Genomic DNA, 18816 nt, shown 5'->3' on the forward strand with positions numbered 1-18816 from the left:
TGCTGACATCTCTGACATCAATTTGAGGAACAAACATCCGAATATCAATCTCACGACTACACTATACCAAATTGGCTACACACGTGTAGCCAATTGAAATATGCCAAATAATATCTGCTTATTCTCGCTCAAAACCCTTTTAATCCTGATTATATATCAATTGATTTCTTTCTAATTCTCTTTGCAACTCTTCGACAGTAGGTAAGACAGTCATATATTTAGAAGCAAAAATCTGTTGATTTTCATGCAGAACAGAATATTTAACCATCGTTTCATCTTTGTCCGTACAAAAAATAATACCAATAGCGGGATTATCATCTTCCCTACGTTTCAAATCATCAAACATACGCACATACATATCCATTTGCCCAATATCTTGATGAGTTAACTTTGTTGTTTTTAAGTCAATAAGTACAAAACACTTCAAAATATAATTGTAAAAAACTAAATCAATATAAAAATCTGTTGTTTCCGTGCAAATTCTCATCTGTCTACCAACAAATGAAAATCCTTTTCCCATTTCTAATAAGAATTTTTGAAGATTGCTAATAATAGCCTTTTCAATATCACTTTCTAAATGTCCATCATTTTGCTTTACTCCCATAAATTCCAACACAAACGGATCCTTAACAAATTCTAATGTTTTATTCTCCGTATCTGGCAACTGTGTGGACAGCATTCTCTTATAATATCCACTTTTAATATTACGTTCCAACACTCTTACAGTCCAATTTTCATTAGCCACTTCGTCCAAATAGAAATTGCGTTCTTCTTCGTCTGAAATACGCATAATATTTCTCAAATGAGACCATGGTACCTTTTTCATCATCACATAGCCATATGAATCTTGTGGAAATGCCAAATAAAATTGTCTGCAATTTTTTAAACTCGCCACAGAAAATCCTGTCCCGAATTCATCTGATAACTCTTTAGATAAGTTTTTTATCAAGTAAGAACCATATTTAGCTCTTTCTTTCCCCAATAATTCCTGCTCAACAATTCTTTTTCCTATATTCCAATATGCTTGAGTCATGATACTACTCGCATTCTTGTAAGCTAATTCTCTCGCTTGAAGCAATATTTCTCTAACATCTTCATAAAATTGTTGTTCTTCTACTGGAATAACAGATAATTCCTCATTTTTAATAATTTCAGTATTATTACACATATTCCCTCCATTTGAATTGGCTACACATGTGTAGCCAATTCATCATCATTAATCAATTCCTTTTATACTTTCCAGGAATTTATATAATTTATTATTGCTAACTATATCTTCCCGTCCTAATTCTCCAACCTTATTAATGGCCTCTGTAATCCATTCTTTTTTATTTTTATGAGGTATTCCATAAGAAATCAGTAAAGTCTCTAATTCTCCCGATTCCAAAATATGCAGATGATTACAACTCAACACTTCTAAAGTATTACTTATTTTCCCCTGTAGGTCTACATCAAAAAAGGAAAGGCCCTGTTTATGATACACTTCGTCTCTCTTTTTCTTCTGTATTTCGTTTAATTCCTCTTCTGATAAACCTTCCTTTTCGACGCTATCATTGACTATCTCTCTCATTTTTTCTGCATATGCCTTATACCTTTGTCTTTCTTTTTCCTTCAATGGCATTATTTTCAGAAACTTATAAAATTCTGTTGAGTCTCTAAGGACATCAAAATCTACAATTATTTCATATTCAATTCCTATTTCGTGATACAATTCAGCAATGTCAGCTAATGTTTGCTTATTTTGCCCATGGGCAAAATATAATCCCGATTGAGGAAATATTTTTTCTATTAATTCTTGATAAATCAATTCATCTGCTTCCGCTTCTGTAATAACTACCTTTTTGCAAAACAATCCTTCTAAGATTCTTGAAACTCTTAAAAGTGGAGTTTGTATAATATTTTTCAATATCCCTTTATCAAGAATATTAATTTGATTCTTATATGTTTCGGGTTGAGTAATTCTTATCACATTAACATCTGAACTTTTTGATAAAATACCTTTTAAAACTTCCACACTATGTGTAGAGACAAAAATTTGTTTCTCATCACCAAAATCTCCGATTAACTCACCCACTTGTCTTGCTAAAGGTGGATGTAAAAATGCCTCTGGTTCATCTATTAACAAAACGTCACTGCCTTTTAAATTAAGAGAAAGAAAAGTAGATACGTAACTTTTCAAACCATCACCTTGATCATCCAACTTTTTCTCATTAAACAACCTACTAATATCACCCTGTTCATTTCCAAACAATCCATTAATATATTCAAAATCATCTCCTACTCTGAAGACAATCCTGTCTCCTAACGTTTGCGTATCCAATATAATATTTTTATGAAAAATTCGTTTAACATTTTGACACAGCTCTTTTAACAGCATTGTTTCAAATTTAAATGACGACAAATAATTAGTATTATTACTATCCAACCCATGATCTAATTGTTCTTTACATATGGTCAATCTTTCCTCTGTCCCTAAATATTGGAAAAACAAAGGGCCTAAATATTCAAAAAAGCCACTCTCTTCTCGATTGCCAATAATATTCTTAAAATGATCTTTCCAGTCACCACCAAAAGAATGTAAACTTTTAGTATATAAACTATCAAAACTTGCATGCACATTCCATGCATTATTTGTTTTATTTGAAAAAGCTCTCAAGACCCAATTACCATTTAAATCTTTTACCATTTTGCCACTTAAATGATAACTTTCATCTAATTTTTCAAAATCTTCCGGGTAATCAAATTTCATTTCTTTTATAATACTTAATTCCCGCATATCTCCGCTAAGATAATCTCGTAACTCTTTCAAGAAGCGACTTTTACCAGAATTGTTAGGACCAATAAATACGTTTACTTTTTTAGGTTTCAGTGGTATTTCTCCTTGAATACTGTTCAACATTAATTCGTTTATTTTAAATCTGTACATTTTTACTCCTTTATATATTCATTACACGAATTTAGGTCACAAATCCGTTTCATGTTATTCCGTCCATCCCGTGCTATTTCATCCAAACCATACGGATTATTTGGACTAAATGGACAATTTAACACGAAAAAAGGCGCAAAGCCATACTAGGACACAAAATACTCGACTGCGTTGTTAGGGAAGAATTCCTTGAATTCACCGTAAAGCTGCGCTGCAAGAGTCTTGTTGTGCGCTATAATCAGCGTTGGTTTATTTAATTGTTGGATGACATTCGCCATCGTAAAGGTCTTACCGGAACCGGTGACACCAAGAAGTGTCTGGCACTGGTTACCTTCCTTAAAGCCTTTTACTAACTGTTCAATCGCCTGCGGCTGGTCACCGGTCGGGGCATATTCTGATACTAACTCAAAATGATCCATGTAGTCCTCCTATGTTTGAACCCTCGAGGAAAACTCGATAGTTGGAATAAACTTTTTCATCAATTTTCATATTTTTATAACATCTGGAACTCTACTTCTTGCACATTTCCAGTACCCATTCTATGTACAGTACAGTATAGCATCAAAGGCCAAAAAAGTACAGAACAAAATGAACATTTGTTCTGTACTTTTTATCATGCCTTTTAACACTTTCTGTGTATCATCTAAGTTACCATTTAAGCATAAAAATCTACTCAAATTAAATCGTCACATTAAACGCCTTTTCCGGTTCAGTCGCATTCTGAATCGCCTCCGAGATCTGCTCCAGCGGGAATTCCTGAGTGATAATAGATTCCAGATCCCATTTTCCACTTGTCATAATTGCCATCACGTCTTTCCTTAATAATTGTTTCAGAATTGTTAAAGCCCTCCTGTCTTTCTGCTGATTTTAGTTAAGCAATTCATTCGCTTTTTCACATACAGAATAGAGTTCATCTTGTTAATTCATAATCATCCAGAAAGTTATACTCAATATCATCTTTGCAGTATCCGATCACCTTTCGTAAATTGATTTTCCTAACACTGTTAAATATATTTGTATCAATGACATCACTTGTTTTTCTGAACTGTGCAATCAATTCCTTCATTTCATCTCTTTTCGATCCTCTTCCTCCACCGCAGCTCACACAATTTTCCGTAAACCGGCAGGCACATTGGATAAAATGAAGTCCATTAGAGTCCCTCCAAGCTTTGATTGCCTCTTCTTTTACCAGATACAGCGGCCGTATCAACTCCATTCCTTCAAAATTCTGACTGTGAAGCTTCGGCATCATCGTTTCCACTTTACCGCTGTATAACATGCCCATGAGAATGGTTTCGATGACATCATCAAAATGATGCCCTAACGCAATCTTATTACATCCCAGTTCCTTTGCCTTGGAATACAGATATCCCCGTCGCATTCTCGCACAGAGATAGCAGGGATTCTTATCAATTGCCGCCACGGTATCAAAAATATCAGTCTCAAATACAGTAAGCGGTATACCAAGGAGATTGGCATTATCCTGAATAATTTTTCAGTTATCTTCATTGTATCCTGGATTCATAATCAGAAATACTACCTCAAAATGAACCTTACCATGCTTCTTCAATTCCTGTATTAATTTTGCAAGAAGCATGGAATCCTTTCCCCCGGATATGCACACTGCCACACGGTCTCCTTCCTGGATCAGCTGATATTCATTCAGTGCTTTGGTAAATGGCCGCCAGATCGCTCTGCGGTATTTCTTAATGATGCTTCGCTCGATCTCTTCTTTTTTCTCCTCTTTTTCTTTTTGACAATCCCCCTGCATAAACCTCGACAAAGACAAACGTAAGTAAGCTCGATAGCCACCCTCCACATTGACTGCATCGTACCCTTCATCTTCCAGTTCTTCCACATATTCCTGGCTTCTGTCTCCGGTATGACAGAGCATATAGATGGTTTTTGCCTCATCCAGTTCTTTCCTGCGTTCTTCCAGTTCAGCCATCGGAATATTCACCGCTCCCGGGAAGGTTCCCCGCTGATACTGATCATTGGGGCGGATATCCACCACCATACTTTGATTCCATTCTATTTTTTCCAATTCTTCTACTGTAATCGTCTTCATTTCTGCTCCTATATCAAACGCAATAATAATATGTTACATATCATTCCCAACATAATAGAAATCAGCACCACTGCCAATCCTGCCAGAAATGTCTTCCTTTATCCTCTATGAATACTACCATCATAAACCTATTTAGTCAATGGGTTATATATGTTTAACAAGTAACAAAAGCGACCAACTTTTTACGGTTGATCGCCTTTGGCTTATTCACTCTTATTCATTTACGCTATCATTTTATTCGTTAATCTAAATGATATACAACATCAATTGGGACTTCCTGTATTGAATTTAAATACGAAACTATAATTCCAATCCGTTTTGATTTTCCTTCTAAACTATCGTGCCATCGCAAGCTAAATTCTTCTTCTGTCAGATATGTGTAACTACCGGCAGTAGATGGATCCATAAAATAATAAATATATGTATCTTTTTCCGTATCCTTCTTATATCCAATTAACACAACATAGTGACCGTCGTCTTCTGTTATTCTGTTATATTCACATAGTTCGTCCCATTTTCCGGAGTTGCTGCAAGTTCCCAAAGTAATCGATCTTCTCTGGTGTCAAAATCATACCCTGCATAGCGTAAAACAGATGCGACGCAAGCCACTCCACAGGTAAAATTATGGCTTTGTCTATATAACGGTAATTTTAAAAATTTATATTTTCCTGTTTCATCCGTTTCAGGCAACGACATTTTTGAAATATTATAATTATAAAATGTATTTCCTTCCGGTTCAGTGTCGTTCAAGTAATAATCCTTCATTTGATTGGCAAGATCTTCAGCTTCGGGTATTTCATTTGCCGTATAGGCAGCATTGCTCCCGCCATTGCAAAGCAGAGGATAAGAGACATTGTCCCTTTTGCGTGTAATTTCTTCTGTTTAATCCCGATGAAGAGCAGCGCACCGCCCGACAAAATCATCAAACCAACAAAAAAACCTGTATGGGAATTATCTCCCGTCTGCCGACTGGTTGTATCAGTTGTAGGCTCGGTTGCCTTTACAATTTTGATAAGCTCGCAAGTCTTGCTTTCGGTACTGTTCAGTTCAAAAGCTTCCTGTGTTAAGCTGCCGTCTTTCAGCGTGACACCGTCAGGCAGAGTTATCTCTGTCTGAATATCTTTAACGGCATACGAATTGTTTTTTACGGTAAGCGTTACATTGACATCTTCATTTGCCGCATATTCCGACTTGTCGAAAGTAAGCGTAGCCACTAAACCGTTCTGTTCTGCTTCGGCTGCAAAAACTGTAATTGTCATAAATGTAGATACAACAAATACAAAACTTAAAAGCACCGGCATAAGCTTCTTGATTTTTTTCATCTCGAAATACCTCCGATCAATTATTATCTCGTACCGCTCCTTTACGGTAGTTTTATGTTGATTAGTAAATCAAACGTTCGTTTTCATTATACTATTTTCCCTTTACTATTCCAATAGGGTAATTCAAGTACGCCGAGGCGTACTTGCTGCGAGGTGCGCGTCATGCTCTGCATGACACAATACATCTGCGCACCTCTGCAATCCGCCGGAGGCTTTATCTTGGAAGAAGATAAAAAACCACATAGCCGTATCGCATACAGTCTATGTGGTCTCTCGTTATTTCACGTTCACGTTTTAATATATAGGATTTGCTCTATACTTAATTCTCATTCATCTTCGTCAGCTTCGCTGCCTGGTCAGCCGCAATCAGACTGTCAATGATTTCATCCAGATCTCCGTTCATAATCGTATCAAGTTTATGCAACGTGAGCTTAATTCTGTGATCCGTCACGCGTCCCTGCGGGAAGTTATAGGTACGGATCTTCTCGGAACGGTCACCGGTTCCGATCTGGCTTCTTCTTGCCTCGGCTTCTGCCGACTGCTGCTTCTCCAGTTCCAGCTCATACAGTTTAGAACGCAGAAGACGGAAAGCCTTTTCCTTATTCTGAAGCTGTGATTTCTCGGTCTGGCTGTAAATGACAATTCCTGTCGGGTAGTGGGTCAGACGAACCGCAGAGTCCGTTGTGTTGACACACTGTCCACCATTTCCGGAAGCACGCATAACGTCAATACGGATATCTTTCTCATCGATCACAACATCCACTTCTTCCGCTTCCGGCATAACTGCTACCGTGATCGTTGATGTATGGATACGTCCGCCGCTTTCCGTCTCCGGTACACGCTGTACTCGATGTACACCGCTTTCGTATTTCATACGGGAATATGCTCCCTGCCCGGTTAACATGAACACAACTTCCTTAAAACCGCCGATCCCATTTTCACTTAAGGAAATGATCTCACTTTTCCAGCGTCGGTTGTCCGCGTAATGGATATACATGCGGTAGATCTCTGCAGCGAAAAGTGCTGCTTCATCTCCGCCCGCTCCTGCACGAATCTCCACGATAACGTTTTTGTCATCGTTCGGATCTTTCGGTAACAGCAGGATTTTCAGTTCCTGCTCTAATTCTTCGATTCTCTTTTTGGAGTCATTCAGCTCTTCTTTTGCCAGTTCCTTCATCTCTTCGTCGCTTTCTTCTTCCAGCATAAGAAGGCTGTCCTCTATATTCTGCTTACAACTCTTATATTCCTTATATGCCTCAACAATCGGGGTCAGATCATTCTGTTCCTTCATGAGCTTGCGGAAACGATTCTGGTCATTCACCACATCCGGTTCCTGCAGTTCGCCCATAATCTCTTCATAGCGGATCAGCAAATCCTCTAATTTGTCAAACATATTATTCTCCTCCTGCTATCAGCTTAGTCTCAGCCTTTATGATTCTATTTTACTATTCTCTCCTGAAATATTGTACACGCCGGAAACGACCCGGTCAAGACCTGCCAAATCCTTTTGTGTATGTATTTTCTCAAATCCGGCCTCACGAAGCAGCTCTTCGACCGCTTCCTTCTGATCATGGCCGATCTCCAGATACAAATACCCGCCATCTTTCAGATACTTTCTGCTCTCTTCCGCCAGAATCCGATAGAAATAAAGTCCGTCTTCCCGTCCGTCCAACGCGATAAACGGATCATATTTCTGCACTTCTTCTTCCAATCCCCCGATTACTGCGGTCGGTATATAAGGCGGATTAGAAACGATGATGTCGAATTGCCCCTGTATTTCGGAAAACATATCGCTCTTAATAAATTCCACATCAGCTCCCAGTCTGCGGGCATTTTCTCTTGCAACTGCAAGCGCCTCTTCCGAGACATCCACTGCAGTGCAGACCAGTTCCGGATTTCTTTTCTTCATACTGATAATAATACAGCCGGATCCTGTGCACATATCCAGCACTTCTATATTCCCCGGAATCTCTCTTCGAATCAGCTCTTCTGGAAATTCTTCTCTCGCCTCATCGCCAAATTCCTCGCCTCTGATCCGCGGAGAGTTCTCCGCCTCTTCCACCAGGATCTCGGTATCCTGCCTGGGAATCAGCACATGCTCATTGACCATAAATGCCATTCCCATAAATTCCTGAATCCCGGTCAGATGCTGAACCGGTATTCTCTGAAGCCGTTTCCCGATCAATTCAAAATACTGCTTTTCATCTTCAGGATCCATTTCATCGAATCCGTCCACATAATATCGGGTGCGGTTCATTCCCGTCACATGTTCCATCAGGATCCAGGCATCACTCTCTGCATCTGAAATCTGATTTTCATTTAGATTCCGTACTGCTTTTTTATATGCTTCCTGATACGTCACTTGTCTCTTCTCCATCCTGCCATCCGAAATTCTTACGCAGATACTCTTTCCAGTCAAATACCGCTTCAACGGAAGCGATTCCCACCTGAATCATCTCATCATTCGGCTCCTTAGTTGTCAGATGCTGCAGCATGAGTCCCGGTTTACTCAAGATACAGACAATCGGGTTATTACTGTTCCCGGCCCATTTGATCAGCTCATACGAAATACCGGCAATGATCGGAAGCAGCGCAATTCTCACGATCACCCGCATGACAACAGAATCAACCCTTACAAAAAACAGTAGTACGATTCCGACAATCATGACAAACAGCATGAAACTGGTTCCACATCTTTTATGTTCCTTGGAACTCTTGCGGACATTTTCCACGGTAAGCGGAAGCCCATGCTCAATACAATTGATACATTTGTGTTCTGCGCCATGATACTGATACAGTCTCCGGATATCCTTCATCAAAGAAATGGCTGCTACATACCCGACAAAAATTGCAATTCGGACCACACCTTCCAGAATCAGCCGTACCGTATAAGATGGCACCCATTTTTTCAGAAAATCAGATATAAAATAAGGGAGCACCATGAAGATGCCGATCGCCAGAACAAACGATACCACCATTGTCAAAGCCATCAGAAGATCCTCCTGCTTTTTGGCCTTCTTCTCCTCCGCTTCTGTCCGTTCCCGCGCTTCTTCTTCCTCTTCATAGAATCCTGCGGACCAGTTCAGCGTGCTCATTCCGAGTACCATGGAATCCACAAAATTAAACACACCGCGTATGAACGGAATCTTCGTAAGTGCCGACCATTTACCGGTGACACTTCTGTAGTTGTCTTTTTTGATCTCTATTTCTCCGTCAGGCTTCCTTACCGCAACTGCGTAAGTATCACGATTCTTCATCATGACACCTTCCAGAACTGCCTGCCCTCCAATATTGGATGATTTCATCTTATTTCCTTTCCATCATACAAATCCATGTAAACCTTATAGAGAAAACAGGCTGAGATTCTGAAAACCTCAGCCTGCTGATATCTTACAGTATGAAAGCTTCGATAAGCTTTCTTCCTATTCCGGATATTATTTAATTCCGTATTTCTTATTGAACTTATCAACACGGCCACGAGCCTGAGTTGCTTTCTGCTGTCCTGTGTAGAACGGATGACACTTAGAGCAGATTTCTACGTGGATATCTTTGCTTGTAGATCCTGTTACAAATGTATTTCCGCAGTTGCAGGTTACAGTTGCCTGATGATATGCTGGATGGATTCCTTCTTTCATGATTTTCACCTCTTCTTAGTTTATTCGTTTTACGCGTTCAACGCGGCTAATTGTCTATAAACAGCTTTCTTATTGTAGCACACTTCATGTGCAAATGCAAGTTTTTTCATCTAAAATTATTAACCAAATTCTTAAATGCATTTCATTTTCTTGACCATCTGAACAAACTCGGCATTGTTCTTTGTCCGGTCAAACAGATTCAGGATATTGTCCACAGCTTCATCCGGCTTCATGCCGTTCAGTGCGCGGCGCATAATATCAACCGCCTCCTGCTCTTCTGTGCTGAGGAGCAGGTCATCTCTTCTGGTTCCGGATTTCGGAATGTCGATTGCCGGGAAGATTCTCTTCTCAGACAGCTTTCTGTCGAGAACAAGCTCCATATTACCGGTTCCTTTGAATTCCTCGTAAATCACATCATCCATCTTACTTCCGGTATCAACGAGCGCTGTGGCAAGAATTGTAAGGCTTCCGCCTTCCCTCATATTTCTGGCCGCACCGAAGAAACGCTTCGGCATATGGAGTGCAGCCGGATCCAAACCACCGGACAGTGTTCGCCCGCTTGGCGGAACAACCAGATTGTACGCTCGAGCCAGTCTTGTAATACTGTCCAGAAGGATCATAACATCTTTCTTATGCTCTACCAGTCTCTTCGCACGCTCGATTACCATCTCTGAGACTCTCTTGTGATGTTCCGGCAATTCATCAAATGTAGAATAGATCACCTCCACATTATCGCCTTCAATCGCTTCCTTAATATCGGTTACTTCTTCCGGTCTCTCATCGATCAGAAGAATCAGAAGATGAACCTCCGGATTGTTCTTTCTGACAGACAGTGCAACCTGTTTCAGAAGCGTTGTCTTACCGGCTTTCGGCGGCGACACGATCATACCTCTCTGTCCTTTTCCAATCGGGGACAGCAGATCCATAACACGCATGGAGGTGCTTGTCCGCCCTGTCTCAAGGCTCAGCCTCTTATTCGGGAAAATCGGTGTCATATCCTCAAAATTTCTCCGTTTTGCAGCTTCTGCCGGAGAAACGCCGTTGATCTGTGTCAGATACAGGAGTGCACTGAACTTTTCCTGCATTGTCTTCACTCTGGTGTTACCGGTCAGGATATCGCCCGTCTTAAGTCCGAACCTGCGGATCTGAGACGGAGACACATAAACATCATCCTCACCGGGAAGATAATTCTTGGAACGTATAAAGCCATACCCGTCCGGCATTACTTCCAGAATTCCATTTACGGTGCGTCCGCTGTCAAGTTGTTCAATATCCACGTTACTGCCCTGCTTCTCATTCTTGATCTCTTCCTTGACCTCTTTTGCATTTTCTTTATCATCTTCATTCAGCATCGCTTCGATGAGCTCCGCCTTCTTTAATGTAGAAATTCCTTTTAAACCTCTTGCCTTGGCAAGCTCTTTTAACGTAGCAAGCGGCAAAGATTCATACTTTTCTCGCGTCATGTTCTATATTACCTCCTCTAAAAATATTTATCATTCATATATCAAAATTATTAAGTAACCTATTCTTCTCTCAAGGGAAAATCTGTGGATATGACTTCAAATCGTTCACTGAATCAGCTATTACACGGTATATAGCCAAAAGGATGATTGAATATAGTATACCTTATTTTTTACAAATTGAAAAGCATTATTTTCAATTGCTTTACTCTCTCAAGAATGTTATCATAAGAAGTAAGTTTCAAAAACAAATATCTGAGCAGAATTTTACTGCCCAGTCGAGGAGGATAATGACATGTCAATAAGTGAAAAAGCATTGGAAATGCATGAAAAATGGAACGGTAAGATTGAAACAACTGCTAAATCACACGTGAATTCGCGCGAAGATCTGGCAATCGCCTACACTCCGGGTGTAGCTGAACCTTGTAAAGTGATCGCCAAAGATAAGGAAGCAGCTTACAAATATACGATAAAGGCAAATACGATCGCCGTAGTTTCTGACGGAAGTGCTGTCCTCGGTCTCGGAAATATCGGAGCCCATGCCGCTATGCCGGTTATGGAAGGAAAAGCGGTTCTCTTCAAAGAATTCGGCGGTGTCAACGCAGTTCCGATCTGTCTGGATACCCAGGACACCGAAGAGATCATTAAAACAGTGGTAAATATTGCGCCTGCATTTGGCGGTATCAATCTGGAAGATATCTCTGCACCGCGTTGTTTTGAGATTGAAAGCCGACTGAAAGAACTTCTTGATATCCCGGTCTTCCATGATGACCAGCACGGTACAGCCATCGTTGTGCTCGCCGGAATCATCAACGCACTCAAAGTAACCGGCAAGAAGATGGAAGAATGCAAGGTTGTGGTAAACGGTGCCGGCAGCGCCGGTGTGGCGATCACAAAGCTCCTTCTCACCTATGGTTTCCCGGATATCACCATGTGCGACATCAACGGAATCATTTCCGAGAATTCTCCGAATCTGAACTGGATGCAGCAGGAAATGGCGAAGCTCACCAACCTTTCCGGTGCAGCCGGAACACTTGCAGATGCCCTCAAAGGCGCCGATATCTTCGTCGGAGTTTCCGCACCGAACATTGTCACAAAAGAAATGGTTGCATCCATGAATCCGGATGCCATTCTTTTCGCAATGGCCAATCCGGTTCCGGAAATCATGCCGGATCTTGCCAAGGAAGCCGGTGCAAAGGTAGTCGGAACAGGACGTTCTGATTTCCCGAATCAGGTGAATAACGTCATCGCATTCCCAGGCATTTTCAAAGGTGCTCTGGAAGGACGTGCCACACAGATCACGGAAGAAATGAAGCTTGCAACTGCAAAAGCAATCGCCGGTCTTGTTTCAGACGAAGAACTGAACGAGAATAATATTCTTCCGGAAGCATTTGACCCGCGGGTGGCAGATGTTGTCAGCAATGCGGTCAAGGCACTGATCTAATCGATGACGGAGCGGAGATTCTGGGGAGAAAAACGATATTTCTCCCTGGATTACTATCTGAAGACAACCTATGGCGAGAAGCTCTATAAGGTTTCATTAAACGGCGGCTGTACCTGTCCGAACCGTGACGGGACCTGCGGTGAACGGGGCTGCATCTTCTGCAGTGAAGGGGGTTCCGGAGATTTTGCCGCCTCGCCTGCCCTGACGATTCGGGAACAGCTCGAAGAAGGGAAAGCACTTATTCGGCGCAAACAGACCGGTAACGGATACATCGCCTATTTCCAGGCATACACGAACACCTATGCTCCGCTGGAACATCTCCGAAAGATCTTTTACGAGGCGATTCTGGAACCGGACGTAAGGATCCTTTCCATCGCCACCAGACCAGATTGTTTAAGCGACGAGATTCTTGCACTTCTCGATGAACTGAATCGGATCAAACCGGTATGGATCGAGCTTGGGCTGCAGACCATCCATCCCGAGAGCGCGCGTTTCATACGTCGTGGTTACGATCTGAAAGTATTTGAAAATGCCGCAGAGGCATTGATACGACTTAACATTTCGGTTATCGTACATGTGATCCTGTTTCTTCCCGGAGAATCTCCTGCGCAGATGCTGGATACCATCCGATACCTGAACCGGATCCCCATTCAGGGTATTAAACTGCAGCTCCTTCACATATTAAAACATACGGATCTGGCAGATTATTATCAGGAACATCCCTTCTCCGTTCCTTCCATGGAAGAATACTTTGACGTTCTTGGTATGTGCATCTCCAATCTTCGTCCGGATATTGTAATACACCGGCTCACCGGAGACGGCCCCAAATCACTTCTGATCGAGCCGCTCTGGACCGGGAATAAAAGGCTGGTTCTGAACTCCATGCAGAAATACCTGAAAGACAACGATATCTGGCAGGGAAAAGAGTATATTGATTTATAAGGAGGACGACATCATGTCTGAAACTTTCACACTATATAAACTGATCATTCTGTATATGCTGGACAAGGTGGATTTTCCGCTTACCAACGCACAGATTTCAGAATTCATACTGAACAAAGGATATACGACCTATTTCAAGCTTCAGCAGGCACTTTCCGAACTTACGGAAGCGGAACTGATCCGGGAAGAGACTTCCCACAACCGTACCCTTTATCATCTGACAGAAGACGGTGCCCAGTCCATCCAGTATTTCAAAAACAATATCTCCCGCTCTATACGAGAAGATATCGACAATTATTTACGCGAGAAAAAATATGATCTCAAAAATGAGGTTGCTGTAAAGGCCGATTATTACCGAAACACATCCCGGGAATTCTCAGTCAGATGCCAGGTTCTGGAAGACGAACTTCCTCTGATCGACCTGACGCTCTCTGTTCCAAGCGAAGCCGAAGCCGAAGCCATCGTCACAAACTGGCAGAAAAAGAATCAGGAAATCTATGCCTGGCTCATGGCAAATCTGCTGTAAGCCAATATAATACACAAAAAAACGGTGCCCGAATCCGGAGGTTTTGATCCATTGTCCTCCTTTTCGGACACCGCTTTTTTTATTCATTTACACGACTACACGAAAACAGATATAATTCCGTTCATCGATAAAATCCGTACTCACCGTAATCTCACCGCCGTACCGCTCACTGAGCAGCTTTGCATTATAAAGACCAAGTCCCCGCTTCCCGTCTTCACTTTTTGTAGAAAACCCTTTTTCAAAGAAACGTCCGATATTCTCCAGCTTGACATTCCTCATACGGTTTTTGATAGTGAAGACAACCCGGTCATTTTCGGAATCCAGTTCCATGATAACCCGGTTCAGTTCCTCCGTGCATGCTTCATAAGCATTATCAACCAGCGTTCCGATGATCTCGATCAGATGATGTTCGGATATCCCGGAGAGGATTTCCAGATTCTTCACCACGATTTCCGTCTTCACATGAGATGGTGCCCGCACGATCTTGCTGTATAAGAAGCCTGCAAGCACTTTATCACTGATCTTGAGGAGCGGAAGATACATCCGGTTCTCATCATCCTTCACTGCTTCCATGATATATTGTGACTGTCGTTCCACAAGCTCATCATAATTGTCCACCGTAAGATGCATATTTAAAATGGCATTGATCTGGTTGTCGAATTCGTGCTGTCTCGCACGGATCTCTTTCACCAGTTCCTCAAGCGGCTGAATATAGAGCTGATACAGACGCAGTTCCTGCTCTTTCTGCTGCATAAGCAGATAATTTTTTCTCCAGTCAACGATTCCCCATATGATGACCACCACCATCAGGACAAACATGACGAATACCCGATAGTCAAAGGTTCCGCTGTACAGGAAATCCACAACCAGATAGACCGATACCAGCAATGCGATCACACAGAAAATACGATACAAAAACTTCCTTACCCAATCAATCATTTATCATTCTCCCCATTTCCGCTTTATATGTCACACCGATCTCAACCTGATCACTGCTGTTTCTCAATTTGATCACCCGGTTCACGGTATCGATATACTCGATTTCCTGCCGGTTCACGGCAAACATCCGGTGCGACTGCACAAACATTTCTTTCGGCAGCTTCTGCATCATCTGTTTCAGCGTAACATATGGCACTTTCCAGTCTTCTCCTCTCATATGAATGCAGATTCCGCGAGGAACTGCTTCGATATAGCGAATATCCTGACATTTCACCTGATAGTTGATTCCGTCCTTTTTTATGATGACCGTCCGTGGCTCCTCCTGTTTCTTATTTACAAGTACTTTTTTTATAACTTCATCTACCTGCGAGCGGTCAAAAGGCTTCATAATATACTGATAGCAATGCAGTTCTCTGTACGCCTGCATTTCCATTGCTCCCACGGAAGTCACCATCACGATCGGCGTAAACATATACTGGAATTTTTCTCTGACCTCTCTGGCGAAAAGAATTCCCCCAATATCCTCTTTCCGGCTTCCGCTTAAGTTTACATCCAGAAGAAAAAGACCATATCGGATATTTTCTTCCAACAGGTCTTTCGCTTCCTTATATGAGGAGGCTGCATGGACCTGAATCTCGGCCGAATACTCATTCAGAATACGGACGAGCGCTTCCATCGAAGCGTGTTCATCTTCCAGAATCAGCACATGTATCATATCCAGCACCTCCCAATCTTCTCTATTCAACTGTCTGCTCTATTCGGAAATAATTTCCTTCGCGCTCTTAACCAGACCTGCAAGTCCCTGGATCTCTGACGGAATGATGATTTTGGTCGCTTTTCCGTCCGCTGCCTTCTCGAAAGCCTCCAGACTCTTGATCCGAAGAACTGCCTCATCGGCCCCCGCTTCACGGAGGAAACGAATACCGTCTGCATTTGCCTGCTGCACTTTGAGGATTGCTTCTGCTTCACCTTCGGCTTCCTTGATCCTCTTTTCCTTCTCTGCTTCCGCTTGAAGGATCGCCGCCTGCTTCTCAGCCTCCGCTTTCAGAATTACAGATTCCTTCTCACCTTCTGCAACAAGGACGGTAGATTTCTTCTCTCCTTCTGCTCTCAGGATTGCTTCACGACGTTCACGTTCCGCCTTCATCTGCTTCTCCATCGCATCCTGGATCGCTGCCGGTGGAATAATGTTCTTCAGCTCCACGCGATTAACCTTGATTCCCCACGGATCCGTTGCCACATCAAGAGATGCTCGCATCTTTGTATTGATCGTCTCTCGGGATGTCAGTGTCTGGTCCAGTTCCAGTTCACCGATGATATTTCGAAGTGTTGTTGCCGTCAGATTCTCAATTGCCATAATTGGATTTGCCACACCATAGCAGTACAGCTTCGGATCTGTAACCTGATAGAATACAACGGTATCAATTCGCATCGTTACATTATCTTTCGTGATAACCGGCTGTGGATCAAAATCAACGACCTGTTCCTTCAGATCTACTCTTCTTGCAACGCGGTCGATCAGCGGAAGTTTAAAATGCAGCCCGACACTCCAGGTCGCCTGATATGCACCGAGCCGTTCTACGACCAGTGCCTTTGCCTGCGGAACGATCTTCACACAAGAGATCAATACCAGTAAAATAATCACAAAAATCGCTGCTAAAATAATGAATCCCATATTAAACCTCCTTGTATCGTCTGACTATTAATTTAACTCCGGAAATATCAACCACTTTTGCAATGGTTCCGGCTTCCAGGATCTCTTCATCCTTCTCCGATCGCACCGTCCATTCCTGCCCATTGACCACCGCCATTCCGGTCTGGCTTATGTTGTCCACTCTTTCGGCAATCCGGATCGTCTTGCCGATGATTCCTTCATAGTTGGTCTTCTCTCTCCTGCTGTTGATGCATTTCACCGCGAACGGTCTCGTGAAAAACAACAACAGAAACGTGACTGCAAAAAACGCGACGGCCTGAACAAGAAACGGAAATTTCAGAATGTTCAGAATCAGCGCCACAAGCGCGCCTCCGGCAGCCCAGATACTGGTCAGTCCCACCGTAATGATCTCGACTACCAGAAGGATGATCAGAAGAACCAGCCATGCAATGGTAATATAACTGTCTTCCAGTACCATCTCATCACTTCCTTCCTGTTGCATACATCGTATCAGAGTTTCCCCCGATGTTCAACTGATATTGCGTGAATCGGGCGATTTCCTGTTTCAATGAAGTGTCCTGGCTATTTTTCATGAAGCCAGCGCATATGTTCCTTGATCTTTGCTTCATAACCGTTATCTCCGGGTTCATAGAATACCTCTCCTTTGATCTCATCCGGAAGATACTGCTGTTCTACATAGTGCTTCGGATAATCATGCGCATATCGATATCCCACACCATGTCCCAGATTTTGGGAACCCTTATAATGTGCATCCTGCAGATGAGGCGGAACAGTCGTTTTCACTCGTTTTACATTATCCATGGCGGCAGAAATGGCATTGCATGCCGAATTACTCTTTGGTGCAGTCGCCACATACAGCACCGCCTGTGACAAGATAATCTGTGCCTCCGGCATTCCGATCCGCTCTACAGCCTGAGCCGCAGAAACGGCAACCGTAAGAGCCATGGGGTCTGCATTTCCCACATCTTCCGACGCACAGATCATGATCCGGCGGGCAATAAACTTGATATCTTCTCCCGCATACAGCATTTTGGCCAGATAATAAACTGCCGCATCCGGATCAGACCCTCGCATGCTTTTGATAAATGCCGAGATCGTGTCATAGTGGTTATCGCCGGTCTTGTCATACCGCACAACCCGCTTCTGAATACACTCCGAAACCACATCCAGCGTAAGATGAATCCATCCGTCATCGCTCCGGCTTGTAGTCAGAATCCCCAGTTCCACTGCATTTAATGCAAGTCTCGCATCTCCTCCCGACAAATCGGCCAGAAAATGCAGCGCGTCTTCGTCGATCTTTGCATGGTAGCTGCCCATTCCCTTCCTGGTGTCATTCACCGCTCTCATGATCAGCATCTCAACATCCTCTTTGGAAAGTGGCTTTAATTCGAAGATGCTGGAACGGGAGATCAGCGCACTGTTGACTTCAAAATATGGATTTTCGGTCGTGGCACCGATCAGAATCAGCGTTCCGTCTTCTACAAAAGGAAGCAGATAATCCTGCTGGCTTTTGTTAAACCGGTGGATCTCATCCACAAACAGAATCGTCTTTCTCTGATACATGCCGTAGATCTGTTTCGCTTTATTTACAACTTCTTCCATATCCTTTTTCCCGGCCACTGTGGCATTGATCTGCGTAAATTCGGCGCTTGTCGTATTTGCAATCACTTTCGCGAGCGTCGTTTTCCCCGTTCCGGGCGGGCCGTAGAAAATCACCGAGCTCAGTTTGTCCGCCTTGATCGCACGGTATAACAGTTTGTCCTTCCCGATAATATGCTGCTGTCCAACCACTTCTTCCAGCGTCGTCGGCCGCAGTCTGGATGCGAGCGGAGATTCTTTCTCTTTATTTGTCTCTCTCATATATTCAAACAGATCCATT

18 protein-coding genes and 2 pseudogenes are annotated in these 18816 nt (G+C 42.6%); 3 read left to right on the forward strand and 17 right to left on the reverse strand.

All coding sequences use genetic code 11. The features are described 5' to 3' along the window. Nucleotides 1-139: 139 nt before the first annotated feature. The 12 genes and pseudogenes from ACTNA4_RS05490 to rho all read right to left on the reverse strand — a co-directional run bounded on the left by ACTNA4_RS05490 (nucleotide 140) and on the right by rho (nucleotide 11414). Nucleotides 140-1168, reverse strand: coding sequence for a PDDEXK nuclease domain-containing protein (locus tag ACTNA4_RS05490; protein ID WP_441028987.1), 1029 nt, complete (start codon nucleotides 1166-1168; stop codon nucleotides 140-142). 48 nt (nucleotides 1169-1216) lie between these two features. Then, on the reverse strand, nucleotides 1217-2926 hold the full coding sequence (locus tag ACTNA4_RS05495) for an ATP-dependent nuclease (protein WP_441028989.1): 1710 nt from the start codon (nucleotides 2924-2926) through the stop codon (nucleotides 1217-1219). Between the two features lie 149 nt (nucleotides 2927-3075). Beyond that, nucleotides 3076-3345, reverse strand: a pseudogene (locus ACTNA4_RS05500) (DEAD/DEAH box helicase family protein); the annotation flags it as partial. A 259-nt stretch (nucleotides 3346-3604) separates the two neighbouring features. Continuing rightward, complete coding sequence (locus tag ACTNA4_RS05505) at nucleotides 3605-3733, reverse strand: hypothetical protein (protein WP_427805594.1); 129 nt, start codon at nucleotides 3731-3733, stop codon at nucleotides 3605-3607. 103 nt (nucleotides 3734-3836) lie between these two features. Then, a pseudogene (locus ACTNA4_RS05510) lies at nucleotides 3837-4994 on the reverse strand (ATP-binding protein). 483 nt (nucleotides 4995-5477) lie between these two features. Beyond that, complete coding sequence (locus ACTNA4_RS05515; RefSeq protein ID WP_441028991.1) at nucleotides 5478-5744, reverse strand: cysteine peptidase family C39 domain-containing protein; 267 nt, start codon at nucleotides 5742-5744, stop codon at nucleotides 5478-5480. A gap of 11 nt (nucleotides 5745-5755) precedes the next feature. Continuing rightward, the gene (locus ACTNA4_RS05520) at nucleotides 5756-6316 is read right to left on the reverse strand and encodes an LPXTG cell wall anchor domain-containing protein (RefSeq protein ID WP_441028993.1); all 561 of its coding nucleotides are present in this window, start codon (nucleotides 6314-6316) and stop codon (nucleotides 5756-5758) included. Nucleotides 6317-6635: 319 nt separating this feature from the next. Continuing rightward, nucleotides 6636-7709 carry a peptide chain release factor 1 gene (gene prfA / locus ACTNA4_RS05525; protein ID WP_441016172.1) on the reverse strand — a complete coding sequence of 358 codons (1074 nt, stop codon included), beginning with the start codon at nucleotides 7707-7709 and terminating at the stop codon, nucleotides 6636-6638. Between the two features lie 36 nt (nucleotides 7710-7745). Further along, entirely contained in the window at nucleotides 7746-8693 is a 948-nt protein-coding gene (gene prmC, locus ACTNA4_RS05530) for a peptide chain release factor N(5)-glutamine methyltransferase (RefSeq protein WP_427805590.1), read from the reverse strand. Next, the gene (locus tag ACTNA4_RS05535) at nucleotides 8656-9621 is read right to left on the reverse strand and encodes a DUF1385 domain-containing protein (RefSeq protein ID WP_427805589.1); all 966 of its coding nucleotides are present in this window, start codon (nucleotides 9619-9621) and stop codon (nucleotides 8656-8658) included. The genes prmC and ACTNA4_RS05535 overlap by 38 nt, the downstream gene beginning before the upstream one ends. Nucleotides 9622-9750: 129 nt before the next feature. Beyond that, nucleotides 9751-9951, reverse strand: coding sequence for a 50S ribosomal protein L31 (rpmE, locus tag ACTNA4_RS05540; RefSeq protein WP_427805588.1), 201 nt, complete (start codon nucleotides 9949-9951; stop codon nucleotides 9751-9753). A gap of 131 nt (nucleotides 9952-10082) precedes the next feature. Then, nucleotides 10083-11414: a transcription termination factor Rho gene (gene rho, locus ACTNA4_RS05545; RefSeq protein ID WP_427805587.1), complete on the reverse strand. Its 1332-nt coding sequence runs from the start codon at nucleotides 11412-11414 to the stop codon at nucleotides 10083-10085. A 292-nt stretch (nucleotides 11415-11706) separates the two neighbouring features. Here rho and ACTNA4_RS05550 point away from each other — a divergent pair, with 292 nt between their 5' ends. The 3 genes from ACTNA4_RS05550 to ACTNA4_RS05560 are packed head-to-tail and all read left to right on the forward strand — an operon-like array spanning nucleotide 11707 to nucleotide 14323. Continuing rightward, nucleotides 11707-12855: an NAD(P)-dependent malic enzyme gene (locus ACTNA4_RS05550; RefSeq protein WP_441028995.1), complete on the forward strand. Its 1149-nt coding sequence runs from the start codon at nucleotides 11707-11709 to the stop codon at nucleotides 12853-12855. A gap of 3 nt (nucleotides 12856-12858) precedes the next feature. Further along, nucleotides 12859-13797: a TIGR01212 family radical SAM protein gene (locus tag ACTNA4_RS05555; protein ID WP_441028997.1), complete on the forward strand. Its 939-nt coding sequence runs from the start codon at nucleotides 12859-12861 to the stop codon at nucleotides 13795-13797. Nucleotides 13798-13810: 13 nt separating this feature from the next. Then, nucleotides 13811-14323 (forward strand): DUF4364 family protein, encoded by a 513-nt coding sequence (locus ACTNA4_RS05560; protein WP_427820504.1) that lies wholly within the window; start codon nucleotides 13811-13813, stop codon nucleotides 14321-14323. A gap of 87 nt (nucleotides 14324-14410) precedes the next feature. Here ACTNA4_RS05560 and ACTNA4_RS05565 read toward each other — a convergent pair whose 3' ends face one another. The 5 genes from ACTNA4_RS05565 to ACTNA4_RS05585 form a co-directional block, all read right to left on the reverse strand. Beyond that, on the reverse strand, nucleotides 14411-15262 hold the full coding sequence (locus ACTNA4_RS05565) for a sensor histidine kinase (RefSeq protein WP_441028999.1): 852 nt from the start codon (nucleotides 15260-15262) through the stop codon (nucleotides 14411-14413). Next, nucleotides 15255-15977, reverse strand: a complete 723-nt coding sequence (locus ACTNA4_RS05570; protein WP_441029001.1) for a LytR/AlgR family response regulator transcription factor — start codon at nucleotides 15975-15977, stop codon at nucleotides 15255-15257. Before ACTNA4_RS05570 ends, ACTNA4_RS05565 begins: the two co-directional genes overlap by 8 nt. 39 nt (nucleotides 15978-16016) lie before the next feature. Then, on the reverse strand, nucleotides 16017-16937 hold the full coding sequence (locus ACTNA4_RS05575) for an SPFH domain-containing protein (protein WP_441029004.1): 921 nt from the start codon (nucleotides 16935-16937) through the stop codon (nucleotides 16017-16019). A 1-nt stretch (nucleotide 16938) separates the two neighbouring features. Continuing rightward, nucleotides 16939-17418, reverse strand: coding sequence for an NfeD family protein (locus ACTNA4_RS05580; protein WP_441029006.1), 480 nt, complete (start codon nucleotides 17416-17418; stop codon nucleotides 16939-16941). Between the two features lie 80 nt (nucleotides 17419-17498). Continuing rightward, nucleotides 17499-18815 carry a replication-associated recombination protein A gene (locus ACTNA4_RS05585; protein WP_441029008.1) on the reverse strand — a complete coding sequence of 439 codons (1317 nt, stop codon included), beginning with the start codon at nucleotides 18813-18815 and terminating at the stop codon, nucleotides 17499-17501. Between the last annotated feature and the right edge of the window lies 1 nt (nucleotide 18816).

It is taken from the genome of Bariatricus sp. HCP28S3_A7 (assembly GCF_052066375.1).
Classification (GTDB): domain Bacteria; phylum Bacillota; class Clostridia; order Lachnospirales; family Lachnospiraceae; genus Allocoprococcus.